Genomic DNA, 13,034 nt, shown 5'->3' on the forward strand with positions numbered 1-13,034 from the left:
GCTTGGCGCTGGAGGTTGCAGCGGGTTCAGCGAATGGTGATCTTGGTCCTCACCTGTTCTTCCGACTTTCTTCGACAACTTTTTGCGACTTAGCTATAAATCTCAAAGCAGTACTAGAAGCGTTGTGAAAAAGTGAGCGGCAGCATTTACCCAAAACCGCTCCGGCTGCATACACAGAGCACAAGACTCGCCTGGGTCGCTTCGCTCCCCGGTTTCGCTATGCACTCACAGAGCACAAGTCTCGCCTGGGGTCGCTTCGCTCCCCGGTCTCGCTATGCTGTCCTGCTGAGATGGAGACACTGTCCGCTCCGAATCATCCTGCTGCGGGCAGGGGCAAATGCCTTCGGATGCAACACAGAGAAGCTTTTGCCCCTGAACGCCCTTGCGGGCTGATTCTCCGCCGGGCAGAACAGCAAAGTCGCTATTTTGGGTAAACGCTTCCCCATTTCTCGAAACGAACATTCAATCACAACGCTTCTAGTCTTGCCTGGGTCGCTCCGCTCCCGGTCTCTCGTTCGCCGCCGGGGGTTTTTCTTTTTGGTGAAGAATCGGGTCCGCTGCTTGTATCGCCAGCGCCGGATGGATAAGATGTCAATGAGGTGAAAACATGGAACGGTTGCAAAAAGTGATGGCCCGGGCGGGTGTGGCCTCCCGACGCAAATGCGAGGATCTGATCCGGACAGGAAAGGTTCGCGTGAACGGGGAGACCGTGACGGAGCTGGGTTTCAAGGTGGATCCGGATTGGGACCGGATCGAGGTGGAAGGCCGCTCTGTGCATCCCGAGCGAAAACGGTATTTCCTTTTCCATAAACCCCAAGGGGTGATCACCAGCATGTCCGACCCCCAAGGAAGGCCCACGGTGGCGGATTATTTCCGGGAAGTAAAGGAGCGGGTTTATCCGGTGGGGCGTCTCGATTACGACACCGGGGGGGTGTTGCTTTTGACCAATGACGGGGACATGGCCAACCGTCTGGCCCATCCCCGGCATGAGGTGGATAAAGTGTACCGGGCCCGGGTGAAAGGGGTTCCCGGGTCCGAAGCCTTGGAACAGTTGAGGAAAGGCGTCATGCTCTCCGACGGCCGGACCGCTCCCGCCAAGGCGAGGCTCGTCCGGATTTTCCGTGGACAGGCCCTCCTGGAATTGATCCTTCATGAAGGGCGCAACCGCCAGGTCCGACGCATGTGCGAGGCGGTGGGTCATCCGGTGATCCAGCTCACCCGAATCCGGCTGGCCTTTCTGACGTTGGAACGATTGAAACCGGGACAATACCGGGAGTTGACCGCGGAGGAAGTCGTCCGGCTGAAGAAGCTTTTCCCACGCTGATTCTCCCCACCTTTCAAACAATCTTCATACAGCGGCTCTGACGGGCGTGGACCGTGGCGTTATAATAGAACGAAGAGATTGCGCCTCTTACAGCCAAGACGGAACCTTGCTGGAGTCGGTTACCGAGACGGGGGTGAAACGATGGAAAATACCAAATGCGATTGCGGACACAATAACCCCGTGGGTACGGTTTTATGCGAGTACTGCGGGAAGCCCCTGGACGAAAGCGGCCGCTCCGACCCACCTTTGGAGATGCGTTACGAGGGAAGGGCCCGGCGTTCCCAGACGCGGAACACCACCCTGTTTGACCGGGTATGGAATTTCTTTTCCTCGGTGAAAGTCGCCATATGGATGATCCTGATCACGCTGGTGATCTCCATTTTGGGCACGCTTCTTCCCCAGGAACAATCCATTCCTTCCAACCGGCCGGAAATTTATTATGCTCAGAAGTACGGTGTTTGGGGGGACTTATTTTACCGTTTCGGTCTGTCAAACCTTTACGAGTCGCCGGTGTATATTGCGCTATTGGCTGCCATCGGCATTTCGCTGGTGGTTTGCAGTCTGGACCGGGTGGTTCCCCTGTACCATGCGTTGAAGAACCAAAAAGTAACCAAAAGCCCGGTCTTCATCACACGCCAGCGGGTGACCCGGACGGAACCGGTTTCCGTTGGAGAAAAGGAGGCCCTCCTGGATCGCCTGGCGGAGAATCTGAGTGCGAAGCAATACCGCATTCGCCGGGAAGGGGATTCCATCCTGGCGGAGAAAGGGCGTTTCAGCCGTTGGGGGCCTTACATCAATCATATCGGTCTGATCCTTTTTCTTTTCGGTGTGCTGATGCGTCACCTGATTCCGGGCTGGTATCTGGACGAATCGGTGTTCGTCCGGGAGGGGGAGACCGAAAAGCTTCCCGGATTGAACTACTACGTCAAAAACGAGAAGGCCTCCATGGAACTGTACGATCCCGGGGAAATGCCCCCGTCCTCGGAGAACCGTCAGCCTGTGGTGAAAAAGTACGAAACGCGGGCAGTACTCTATGAAAAGGACAGGGAAACCGGAACGTTGAAGGAGGTTACCCGGGGGTCCATCAGGGTCAACCACCCCCTGGAACACGAAGATCTCCAACTGTTTCAGGCCGACTTCAACACCGAAACCCGGGCCATCCTTCTCAACGTGAAGGACAAGAAGAAAGACCGGGTGGTGGACACGATCCGGGTGGATCTCTTCGACCCCAAACCGGAGTACAAACTGAACGGCGGGGTGAAGGTCAACATTTTGAATTACTTTCCCGACTTTGTGATGGAAGGGAACCGGCCCGCGACCAAGTCCGAAAACCCCAACCGGCCCGCCTTCATCTTCTCGGTGGATGCCCCCGGACTCAAACAACCCGAAAAGTCGTGGTTGATCTCGGGAGCCAACCTGGATGACATCAACCGGGAAAACCGGTATGAGATGGAGCTGAAAAAACTGGAAACGGTCAATGTCTCCGGGTTGATGGTTCGCATCGACAAAAGCCTGCCGGTGATCTTTCTGGGCGGGATCATTTCCATGATCGGGCTCGTGATGGGCTTTTTCTGGCACCATCGCAGGGTCTGGGTCCGCTGGAAGGAAGGAAACCTTTACATCGGTGCTCATACCAACAAGAACTGGTTCGGCTTGAGAAGAGAGCTGGAGCAGGCTGCCGAAAAGGCGGAGCTGCCACTTTCCTTCAGTCTGGAGAAACGTTAGGAGGATCAATATGATCAAGGTCATGGAATATTCCCTCCTGGCCACCTTTTTCTTTTACCTCTTGTCCACTGTCGCCTTTGTGATGGCGGTGACCGGGAAGGGATCCCGTGCGGGTAAAGAAGTGCACACCCGTCTCTGGGGACGCCGGGGGATCGCTCTGGCAATCGGAGGGGTGGCGCTTCACGTGCTGTTTATCGTGAGCCGGGTGCTGGTGGGAGGGCATTTCACCAGCAACCTGTTTGAGTTCACGGCATTTTTGTGCTTTGCGATCGTTTCCTCCTTCATCATCCTTTATTTGATCTACCGGACGATCACGCTGGGGGCCTTCGTCATGCCCCTGGGCGTGATCATGCTGGCTTATGCTTCGGTTTTTCCCCGCGATGTGGAGCCATTGATTCCGGCCCTGCAAAGTTACTGGCTTCATATCCATGTCACCACCGTGGCGCTGGGGGAAGGGGCCCTTGCCGTCGGGTTTGTGGCCGGATTGATCTATCTGATCCGCTGGGTCGGGGAAAACCCGCATTCGGCCACCGCCACCTGGCTGGAAGTGATCCTGGCCATCATCTTGATGGTGGTCGGTTTTGTCCTGAGCTCCTTCATCTTTGGAGCCATGGATTACCAGGCCGCCTTCCAGCATAATTTTGAAGGACGGATGGTGGTACAGGAATACCGGATGCCCGCGTTCGTGGGGCCTCATGAAGGAGTCACTCTGCAAGCGGATTCTTTTCTCGGGTGGAAAGAACCTCTCATGGAAGCCCCCTCCTGGATGAAAGGGGAGGAGGCGGCCAAGAAGCTGAACTCGGTCATTTGGTCCGTTTTATCCGGCCTTCTTCTGTATGGGCTCCTTCGGGGGATCCTCCGTAAACGGGTGTATGAAATCCTCCACCCGTTGGTGAAATCCCTCCATCTGGAAACGGTGGATGAGATCAGCTACCGGGCCATCGCCATCGGATATCCCATTTTCACCCTGGGCGGGCTGATCTTTGCCATGATCTGGGCCCATGAAGCCTGGGGCCGTTTCTGGGGTTGGGACCCCAAAGAGACCTGGGCGCTCATCACCTGGCTGTTCTACAGCGCTTATCTCCATCTCAGGCTCTCCCGTGGATGGCACGGTCTGAAATCTTCCTGGATGGCGGTGGGCGGTTTCGTGGTGATCCTCATCAACCTGATCGCCATCAACCTCGTGATTGCGGGTCTGCATTCGTACGCGTGATGTACGCGTGATTAAGAACCATGCAGAATATGGTATGATATAGGTAAGGACTACCCATCTTCGGTTTCGCCAGAGAGGTGAATCGCGTGGAAAAACAGGAACGAATCCTGGTTGTGGATGACGAAGCCCGGATTCGCCGCCTGCTCCGAATGTATCTGGAACGGGAAGGTTACGAGATCGACGAAGCGGAAGACGGCGATATCGCGTTGAGAAAAGCGATGGAAGAGGACTATGATCTCATTCTTTTGGATTTGATGCTTCCAGGCATGGACGGCTTGGATGTATGCCGGGAGATCCGCAACCACAAGGCCACTCCGGTGATTATGCTGACGGCCCGGGGGGAAGAAGGAAATCGGGTGGAAGGCTTTGAAGCCGGAACGGACGATTATGTCACCAAACCTTTCAGCCCCCGGGAACTGGTTCACCGGGTGAAGGCGGTTCTGAGGCGGGCGTCCGCCACGGCGTTTTTGTCGACGGAGACGGATACCCACAACGTGATTGTTTTTCCCGACCTCACCATCGATCACGATGCCCATGAAGTGAGGGCCGGAGGGGTGGAAGTGTCACTCACGCCCAAGGAATACGAACTCCTTTATTACTTGGCCTCTTCTCCGGATAAGGTGTTCACCCGGGAGCAACTTCTGAAGGACGTATGGAACTACGAGTTCTTCGGGGATCTGCGCACGGTGGACACCCACATCAAACGGCTCCGGGAAAAACTGAACCGGGCTTCCCCGAAAGCGGCGGCGATGATCCATACCGTATGGGGAGTGGGTTACAAACTCGAGGTGCCGAAAGAGTGATCTGGCGGAGTGTCGTCGGCAAGCTGTGGTTGACGATCATCGGTTTGGTCACCCTCGTGTTGCTGGTGCTGAGCCTGTTTTTGATGGATCAGATCATCTCGGCCTATTATCAGGCGGAACTGGACAATATGAAAGAGCTGGCCGGCCAGGTCCGGGAAGTCCTGGAGCAGCCGGAAAGCAAGGACCGGGCGGAATACCTCCGCTCGGTTTTAAAGGTGGCGGAACTGTATGAAACCTATACCATCGTGCTGGGACCCGACGGCTCGGTTAAGCCGATGGGGACTTCCCCCAACGTTCCCGATATTCCCTGGCAGGATATTCTGGAACAAACGGAGATGAAACGGGTCTTCCAGGGCACCCCCCAGTCCCTCCGAACCCGGGTGATTGTGGAGGATGAGGGGAAAGCGTCCTTTCCCCTGTTCAAGGATGAAGTGATGATGGTGGCCCTTCCCATCCAAAAAGGGGAAAAAGTCACCGGAGCGGTGGTGATGTATCGGACTCAGGGGCAGCTCTCCGAAAAGGAAATCAAAAAGCTGATCTTTTTCTCGGCCCTCATCGGTATCTTTCTGACGACGATTTTTGCTTTCTTCCTGTCGACACGGATTACCCAACCCCTGATCCAGATGAAACGGGCAGCCGAACGGATGGCGAAGGGTCAGTTTTCTGCACGGGTCCCCGTCCGCTCCCATGAACGGGATGAAATCGGTGATCTGTCCGCAGCCTTCAATCGGATGGCCGCCCAGTTGGAGGGGTCGGTCCACGCCCTTTCCCAGGAAAAAGAACAGCTGGCCAGCATCCTCCGGAGCATGGCCGACGGAGTGATCACCATGAACGCCGAAGGGCAGGTGATCGTCACCAACCCTCCCGCGGAAAAATTGCTGAAAGAGTGGCGGGAAGAAGAGGGCGACCCGGATCTCCCTCCCCAGCTGGACCGGTATCTCCCTCAAGTGTTGAAAGAGGAGAAAGAGGTGTTCGGTGACATCAACGTCCACGGTCGCACCTGGGCTCTGGTCATGGCTCCCCTTTACGCCCGGAATCAGGTGCGGGGAGCGGTGGCCGTCCTCCGGGATGTGACCGAAGAACGCCGGATGGACAAACTGCGCAAGGACTTCGTGGCCAATGTTTCCCATGAACTGCGGACACCGCTGTCCATGCTGCAGGGATACTCGGAGGCCTTGGTGGATGATATCGCCTCCTCTCCGGAAGACCAGCGGGAATTGGCCCGGGTCATTCATGATGAATCCCTCCGGATGGGCCGACTGGTCCGGGAACTGTTGGACCTGGCCCGGATGGAAGCAGGACACATCCGTCTCGAACCCGCGCGGGTGAACATTGCCGAACTGGTTCGCCGGGTGGGACGTAAATTTCATGCCATCGCCCGGGAACAGGGGGTGGAGATGGTTCTCGATATTTCCGACGACCTGGACAGCGCCTGGTGGGACGAAGACAAAGTGGAACAGGTGCTGACCAACCTGACGGACAACGCGATCCGGCACACCCCGGAAGGGGGTCGAGTGATGATCTCAGCAGCCCCGGGGGATCAATCGGTGCTGCTGACCGTGGAGGATACCGGCAGTGGGATTCCTGAAGAAGACCTTCCCTTCATCTTCGAGCGGTTCTACAAGGCGGACAAAGCCCGCACCCGGGGCCAGAGCGGAACCGGGCTGGGACTTGCGATTGTCCGCCACATTGTGGAAGCTCACAACGGTTCCGTCACCGCCAAAAGTAAAGAAGGGGAAGGCACCCGCTTCCTGGTGCAACTTCCCCTGGAAGGACCCGCCGACCGGCAGGAACCGGAATGAAATAAGCGTCTCCCGGGAGAGGGAGACGCTTTGTTATTTATTTCTGCATCCCGGGCGGGACTTGGGGCCGGAGGATCACTTGGTTGTAGATGACACCTTCGGGGGCCGTGACCATGTTCCAGATGGCCTGGGTCACCTGTTCCGCGGTAAGGGCGTAGGATTTGGGATTCTCGAAGAATTCCGTTTGGATGGAGCCGGGACAGATGGTGTTCACCTTGACTTCATCTTTTTTCAACTCCTGGGTCAGAACGTCGGCCAGGGCCATCATTCCAAATTTGGAGGCGCAGTATCCACCTCCGCCGGGAAAAGTCACGGTTCCGGCGACACTGGAGACGTTGACGATGTGCCCTTTGGTCTTTACCAAGTGGGGGATGGCGTATTTGGAGGCGAGGAAGGCGCCCCTCAGGTTGACGTCCATCATCCGGTCCCAGTCCTCCACCGACAGGTCCCGGACAGGGTCGAACCGCCCCACTCCGGCATTGTTCACCAAAATGTCCAGGCGTCCGAACCGGTCGACGGATCGATCCACCAGCTCTTTCACTTGATCGGCCTGGGTGATGTCACAGGGAACGGGGAGGATGTGACCGGGGTATTCTTTCGCCAACGCTTCCAGCTTATCCCCGCTTCGGGCCCCGATGGCCACCTTGGCTCCGCCCTCGGCAAAACGCCGGGCCACAGCGGCGCCCAGTCCTTTGCTGGCTCCGGTGACAATGGCCGTTTTTCCCTTCAGATCCGCCATGAACCAACCTCCTTTGATATGCAAACTTCCCCTGTCACTTTACCCGAAAAGGCCGGGGGTCAACCTTCGGTCCCGTGATGAAAAATCCACCGGTGAGGCCGGCAGGCGGCGTTTACAGATCGATCGCCGTCACATTTTGGATTTCGTCCAGTTCCTCCAAGGTTTTCAGCAATTCCTCGGAGATCGGTTTGTCCACATGGAGCATCATGATGGCCCGGCCGCCGATATCTTTCCGTCCCACCTGCATGGTGGCGATATTGACATCGTGGTTGCCCAGAATGGTGCCCACCCGGCCGATGGCGCCAGGGCGGTCGTGGTGATGGATCAGGAGCAGATGACCGTCGGGCTGGACATCCACCGAATATTGGTCGATTTTGACGATCCGGGGTCCCAGGCCGTTCAACAGAGTGCCGGAGACCAGGGTCTCTTTCGCGTCGGTCCGGATTCCCACATGGATCAGGTGGGTGAAGCCGTGACTGCGGGAGACTTTCTGTTCGGTCACTTTCACGCCCCGTTCCCGTGCCAGATAGGGGGCGCTGACATAGTTGACGTCGGACAGGTAGTGGGAAAGAGCGCCCTTGAGGATGATCCGGCTGAGGGGGGCGGTATCCATTTCGGTCAGCTCGCCGGAAACGGTGATTGTGATCTCTTCCAAAGCTCCCTCGGCCGTCTGAATGGCGAACCGGCCCAGTTTTTCCGCCAGTGTTTGATAGGGGCGCAGCTTTTCCTGGAGTTCCGCCGGAATGGACGGGAGATTGACCGCGTTTTTAAAGGGTTCATCTCTCAGGATATGAAGAATTTCTTCGGATACGTCCACGGCTACATTCTGCTGGGCTTCCCGGGTGGAAGCGCCCAGGTGAGGGGTGGCGATCACCTGGGGCAGCGAGAAGAGCGGGTGTTGACCCGGCGGTTCCGTCTCGAATACATCGAGGGCGGCCCCGGCGACTTTTCCGGTTTGGATGGCGTCATAGAGCGCCCTTTCGTCAATGATTCCTCCCCGGGCGCAGTTGAGCACGCGAACTCCGTCCTTCATTCGGGCGAAAGCGCCGGCATCGATCAGGTGCCGCGTTTCCTTGGTGAGCGGGGTATGGACCGTGATGAAGTCGGAGCTGCGGATCACTTCGTCCATGGTGGCTTTACGGACCCCGACCTTCTCCGCCCGTTCTTCGGTCAGGTAGGGATCAAAGGCCACCACGTTCATGTGGAATGCCCGGGCCCGCTTGGCCAGCTCTGCCCCGATTCGGCCGAGACCGAGGATGCCCAGGGTTTTGTTGTTCAGCTCCACGCCGACGTAGTCTTTTCGTTTCCATTCTCCCCGGATGATCGACTGGTAGCTTTGAGGAATGTTCCGGGCGAGGGAGATCAGCATGGCAAAGGTATGCTCCGCGGTGGAGATCGTGTTGCCGTCGGGGGCGTTGACCACGACGATCCCGCGGGCTGTGGCAGCGGGGACATCGATGTTGTCCACGCCGACTCCGGCCCGGCCGATCGCTTTCAGCTTGCGGGCCGCCTGGATCACATCCGCAGTCACCTGGGTCTGACTGCGGACGATCAAGGCATCGGCGTCGGCGACTTCAACCAGCAGTTCTTCTTTTTTCAGATCCGTTTTTTGGACCACTTCCACATCCGGGGCATTTAACAATTGTTCAGTTCCCTGTCTGCTTAACGGATCGGTGATCAGCACGCGAAACACGAATCCATTCCTCCTCCGCTGCTTGGGTTCCGGCTCCGGTCTCCACCGGAGCACCGATGCGGGCCAGCGCCACTTCCAATGCCGACAGGGTGGTCAGCACATCCAAGGGATCGGCGTAGCCCATGTGTCCGATCCGGAAGATCTTTCCCTTCAGGTGCTGTTGTCCGCCGGCGACCCGAAGACCCAGACGGCGCAATTCTTTCCGGAGGTCTTCGGAGGACCAGGTCTTTCCGCCCTTCACGGCGGTCACGGTGGGAGAGGCATCCCGGTCTTCGGTCAGGAGTTCCAGGTCGAGAGCCCGGATGCCGGCCCGGGTCATTTCCATCATCAGACGGTGACGGGAAAAGACGGTTTCCATCCCTTCTTCATCCAGCATGTCGAGAACTTCTTTCAGACCGAACAACAGGGAAACCGCCGGCGTGTTGGGGGTGGTGTCCTTCTCCAGGCTCTTTCGATAGTTGGAAAGGTCCAGGTAGAAGCGGGGGTGCGGATTGGTTTCCATCGCATTCCAGGCCCGGTCGCTCACCGCCGCGAAGGCGAGTCCGGGAGGGAGCATAAGGGCTTTTTGCGAGCCGGCTACGAGGATATCGATCCCCCATCTGTCGGCTTCGGCGGGGACGCCACCCACGCAACTGACCCCGTCCACGACGGTGAGCGCCTGTGTCCGTTCCCGCACCCGCCCGACCAATTCGCGGATGGGGTTGAGCACGCCGGTCGACGTTTCGCAAAACGTGAGGAAGACGGCTTTCACCCGGGGATGTTGTTCCAGAAATGCGTCCAGTTGCTCCGGATGGCAGGCCTTTCCCCATTCGACATCCAACCGGTGAACCTTCACCCGCATGGAATTCAAGATGTTGGCGAAGCGGTCGCCGAAGGCGCCGGTGACCACCACCGCTGCTTCTTCTCCCTCGGCAAGAAGATTGGCGGCGGCCGCTTCCAGGGCGGAGGTGCCGCTTCCCGTCAAGAGCAGAACGGGGTTTTGGGTGCCGAAGACGGGACCGAGGCGGCGGCTGACTTCCCGAACCAGTCGGGAACAGTCGGGATCACGGTGACCGATCATCGGGCGGGACATGGCGAGCTGCACCCGGGGCGGGATGGGGGTCGGCCCCGGGATCTGAAGACGGTATTTGTCTTTTAGCATGGTTTCTGTCCTCCTTTTCTCCTCTTCCTATGAAGAAAGGCCTTTCATCCGCACACTGCCGCCAAGACAGCGAGGGACGAAAGGCCGTGTTGCCACCCTCATTTACCCCGACCTCACGGTTCGGGGCCTCAACGGGTCGAATCGACCCGGGGGATAACGGTCCGCCGATCCGGCCTACTTCAGGGTTCAGCCGGATGACTCGGGAGTGCTCCGTCACGGCAGGAACACCGATTCGCAGCGACCATCGGTTCTCTGCAGTTCCTTTTTTCCGCAACTTGGCTCCGTCATTGTCCGTGATTTAGGAGTATTTCCGCAAAAGATGTAATTACTCTAACACGGTGAAGCAAGAGTGTCAACAGGTGGAATCCAAAAACAAGTCCAAAAGATCAACCGGTTGTGATACCATGGCCATGTGCCGAAACCGGGATCGAGGGGAGAAAGGAGGGTGTGGATGCCAACGGTGAAGGACGTGGATTTATCCCGTCTCAACCGGGAGCAGCGGGAGGCGGTTACCGCGGAAGGGAAGGCCGTGGCGGTTTTCGCGGGCCCTGGAAGCGGGAAAACCACGGTGTTGACGAGCCGGGCGGCCTGGCTTCTTCAGCAGGGGGTGACAGGCGGGCGGATTCTGGTGGTGACCTTCACCCGGGCGGCGGCTCGGGAAATGAAAGAGAGACTGGCCTTTCATACCGCCGCGGCCCGCGACCTGACCATCGGAACATTTCACTCCGTCTTTCTCCGCCTCCTCCGTGAGTCAGGAATTCCGGTTCCCCGACTCATCGGGGAAGGGGAGCAGGCCGGCATGTTGCGGGAACTGTTGGCGGAAAAAAAGCGGCCGTGGGATGAAGATGCGGTTTCCGGCTTTCTCGGACAGATCGGATATTGCAAGAACCATCTGATGTTGCCGGAGCGGATGAACGTCCGGAAGGAGAAGAACATCGCGTTTCGGGACTTGTTCCATGCCTACGAGCGTCTGAAGGAAGATCGGCGGGTGTGGGATTACGACGATATTTTGATTCAGTTTTACCGACTTTTGCGGCGACCGGGATCCCATTCGTTCCGGAATCGATACTTACATATTTTGGTCGATGAATTCCAGGACATCAACCGGGTTCAGTGGGAATGCATCCGTCTTCTCCTCCCCCCGGAAGGCCGGCTTTTCGTGGTGGGAGACGATGATCAGTCCATTTACGGGTTTCGGGGGAGCGATCCCGGCTACATGCTGGAGCTGGTCCGTTCGTTTCCCGATGCCCGCCGGATCGTCCTGAAGACGAACTACCGGTCGACGGAGGAAATCATCCGGGCGGGACAGCACCTGATTGCCCACAACCGACATCGCCAACCGAAAGAGCTCACAGGGGTCGGGGTGCGGGGATCGGAGTCCCCCGTTTGGATGGAACCTGCCGACGAAGAAGAGGAGGCCCGCTGCATCCTGGAAGCGTTGCGGGACGGGAAGGAGACCGCGGTGCTGTATCGGACCTCCACTCAGGCACGCGCCATGATCGACGCCCTGGTACAGGAGAACGTCCCCTTCAGCGTAGCTGCCGGGGATGCCGCCTTTTATCGGCGCTGGCAGGTGGTCGACGTGCTCAGTTACTTGAAGCTGGCGGAAAATCCCGATGACCTGGATGCCCTTGTCCGGGTGATCAACCGGCCGAAACGGTACCTGTTCGGGGATGAATGGATGGACGGTTTGTGGTTTCTCTCCCGGAAGACCGGCCGGTCCCTTCTGGAATGCCTGCCGGAACTGGAAGGACTGGAAGGGTATCAAAAAAAACACCTGTCACGGATGGTTCGGGAAGTCGCCATGCTTCGGGAACTTTCTTTGACCGAGGCGGTGGAGCGGATCCGGCGGAACATCGGGTACGACGATTTCCTCTCCTCCATGGCCCGGGATCTCGGCCAAGATCCGGCGAGCCTGAGGGAACCGGTGGAGGAACTTTCCGTGGCGGTTCGGAGGCACCCCGACGCCGCCTCGCTTCTTTCCCATATTCAAACCGTGGAGCAGCGGGTTCGGGAAAAACCGGAACATCCGCAGGTCCGACTGATGACGTTTCATCGGTCCAAGGGGTTGGAATTCGACCGGGTCTTTCTGATCGGGCTCCATGCCATGGTGATCCCCCACCGCCGGAGCCTTCAGGTTCCGGAAAAATGGAAAAGCCGGGCATGGGAAGAGGAGAGGCGGCTTCTCTATGTCGGGATGACGAGGGCACGCCGGGAACTGCACCTGTCTGTCAGTCAGACTCGACAAGGCAGACGGGTTGGACCTTCCCCGTTCCTGAAGGAACTGGGTTACCGGGGAGGAGAACCGCCCCCCGAAAGAACGGAGCCTTCACAAATCCCCCGGAACCGCCCGAACCCGGAACAGCCTCAGTTGCGTCACCGAAAGGAGCCGGTCAGGATCGGCGACGAACTGATACACACCCGCTGGGGAGAAGGGCGGGTGACCGGGATCATCCCTCTCGATGGAACGGCTCCCGGTCGGAAGGTGGCTCTCCGCTTTGAAACGGAAACGCGCACACTCCATTACGAGCTGTCCCGCCATCTGGGCCTCCTCAAAAGGACGGAGGAATCATGAGAAAAGCCCTTTCAGCACA

At 58.1% G+C, this 13,034-nt stretch carries 9 protein-coding genes; 6 read left to right on the forward strand and 3 right to left on the reverse strand.

Translation table 11 applies throughout. From position 1 onward, the window contains the following. The first annotated feature begins 607 nt into the window (after nucleotides 1-607). The 5 genes from C8P63_RS08280 to C8P63_RS08300 all read left to right on the forward strand — a co-directional run bounded on the left by C8P63_RS08280 (nucleotide 608) and on the right by C8P63_RS08300 (nucleotide 6,867). The gene (locus C8P63_RS08280; RefSeq protein WP_108023094.1) at nucleotides 608-1,324 is read left to right on the forward strand and encodes a pseudouridine synthase; all 717 of its coding nucleotides are present in this window, start codon (nucleotides 608-610) and stop codon (nucleotides 1,322-1,324) included. 141 nt (nucleotides 1,325-1,465) lie between these two features. Next, nucleotides 1,466-3,049, forward strand: coding sequence for a cytochrome c biogenesis protein ResB (resB, locus tag C8P63_RS08285; protein WP_108023096.1), 1,584 nt, complete (start codon nucleotides 1,466-1,468; stop codon nucleotides 3,047-3,049). Nucleotides 3,050-3,059: 10 nt separating this feature from the next. After that, on the forward strand, nucleotides 3,060-4,262 hold the full coding sequence (ccsB, locus tag C8P63_RS08290; RefSeq protein WP_211308263.1) for a c-type cytochrome biogenesis protein CcsB: 1,203 nt from the start codon (nucleotides 3,060-3,062) through the stop codon (nucleotides 4,260-4,262). A gap of 86 nt (nucleotides 4,263-4,348) precedes the next feature. After that, entirely contained in the window at nucleotides 4,349-5,065 is a 717-nt protein-coding gene (locus tag C8P63_RS08295) for a response regulator transcription factor (RefSeq protein ID WP_108023100.1), read from the forward strand. Continuing rightward, entirely contained in the window at nucleotides 5,062-6,867 is a 1,806-nt protein-coding gene (locus C8P63_RS08300) for an ATP-binding protein (RefSeq protein WP_425437271.1), read from the forward strand. The genes C8P63_RS08295 and C8P63_RS08300 overlap by 4 nt, the downstream gene beginning before the upstream one ends. A gap of 37 nt (nucleotides 6,868-6,904) precedes the next feature. Here the strand turns inward: C8P63_RS08300 and C8P63_RS08305 are convergent, their stop codons facing one another. The 3 genes from C8P63_RS08305 to C8P63_RS08315 form a co-directional block, all read right to left on the reverse strand. Further along, complete coding sequence (locus C8P63_RS08305; protein ID WP_108023104.1) at nucleotides 6,905-7,606, reverse strand: SDR family oxidoreductase; 702 nt, start codon at nucleotides 7,604-7,606, stop codon at nucleotides 6,905-6,907. A gap of 112 nt (nucleotides 7,607-7,718) precedes the next feature. Further along, complete coding sequence (serA, locus tag C8P63_RS08310; RefSeq protein ID WP_108023106.1) at nucleotides 7,719-9,299, reverse strand: phosphoglycerate dehydrogenase; 1,581 nt, start codon at nucleotides 9,297-9,299, stop codon at nucleotides 7,719-7,721. Then, nucleotides 9,253-10,440: a pyridoxal-phosphate-dependent aminotransferase family protein gene (locus C8P63_RS08315; protein WP_108023108.1), complete on the reverse strand. Its 1,188-nt coding sequence runs from the start codon at nucleotides 10,438-10,440 to the stop codon at nucleotides 9,253-9,255. Before C8P63_RS08315 ends, serA begins: the two co-directional genes overlap by 47 nt. Before the next feature lie 451 nt (nucleotides 10,441-10,891). On the opposite strand from C8P63_RS08315, the gene C8P63_RS08320 reads away from it, so the two are divergent. Further along, nucleotides 10,892-13,015, forward strand: coding sequence for an ATP-dependent helicase (locus tag C8P63_RS08320; RefSeq protein WP_108023110.1), 2,124 nt, complete (start codon nucleotides 10,892-10,894; stop codon nucleotides 13,013-13,015). The last annotated feature ends 19 nt before the right edge of the window (nucleotides 13,016-13,034 follow it).

It is taken from the genome of Melghirimyces profundicolus (genome assembly GCF_003054245.1).
Taxonomy (GTDB): Bacteria; Bacillota; Bacilli; order Thermoactinomycetales; family DSM-45169; genus Melghirimyces; species Melghirimyces profundicolus.

What these genes read in the sequence shown, in the direction of transcription:
- resB (WP_108023096.1), top strand. Translation starts at nt 1,466, where the DNA reads ATGGAAAATACCAAATGCGATTGCGGACACAATAACCCCGTGGGTACG.
- C8P63_RS08315 (WP_108023108.1), bottom strand. Translation starts at nt 10,440, where the DNA reads ATGCTAAAAGACAAATACCGTCTTCAGATCCCGGGGCCGACCCCCATC.
- ccsB (WP_211308263.1), top strand. Translation starts at nt 3,060, where the DNA reads ATGATCAAGGTCATGGAATATTCCCTCCTGGCCACCTTTTTCTTTTAC.
- C8P63_RS08305 (WP_108023104.1), bottom strand. Translation starts at nt 7,606, where the DNA reads ATGGCGGATCTGAAGGGAAAAACGGCCATTGTCACCGGAGCCAGCAAA.
- C8P63_RS08320 (WP_108023110.1), top strand. Translation starts at nt 10,892, where the DNA reads ATGCCAACGGTGAAGGACGTGGATTTATCCCGTCTCAACCGGGAGCAG.
- C8P63_RS08280 (WP_108023094.1), top strand. Translation starts at nt 608, where the DNA reads ATGGAACGGTTGCAAAAAGTGATGGCCCGGGCGGGTGTGGCCTCCCGA.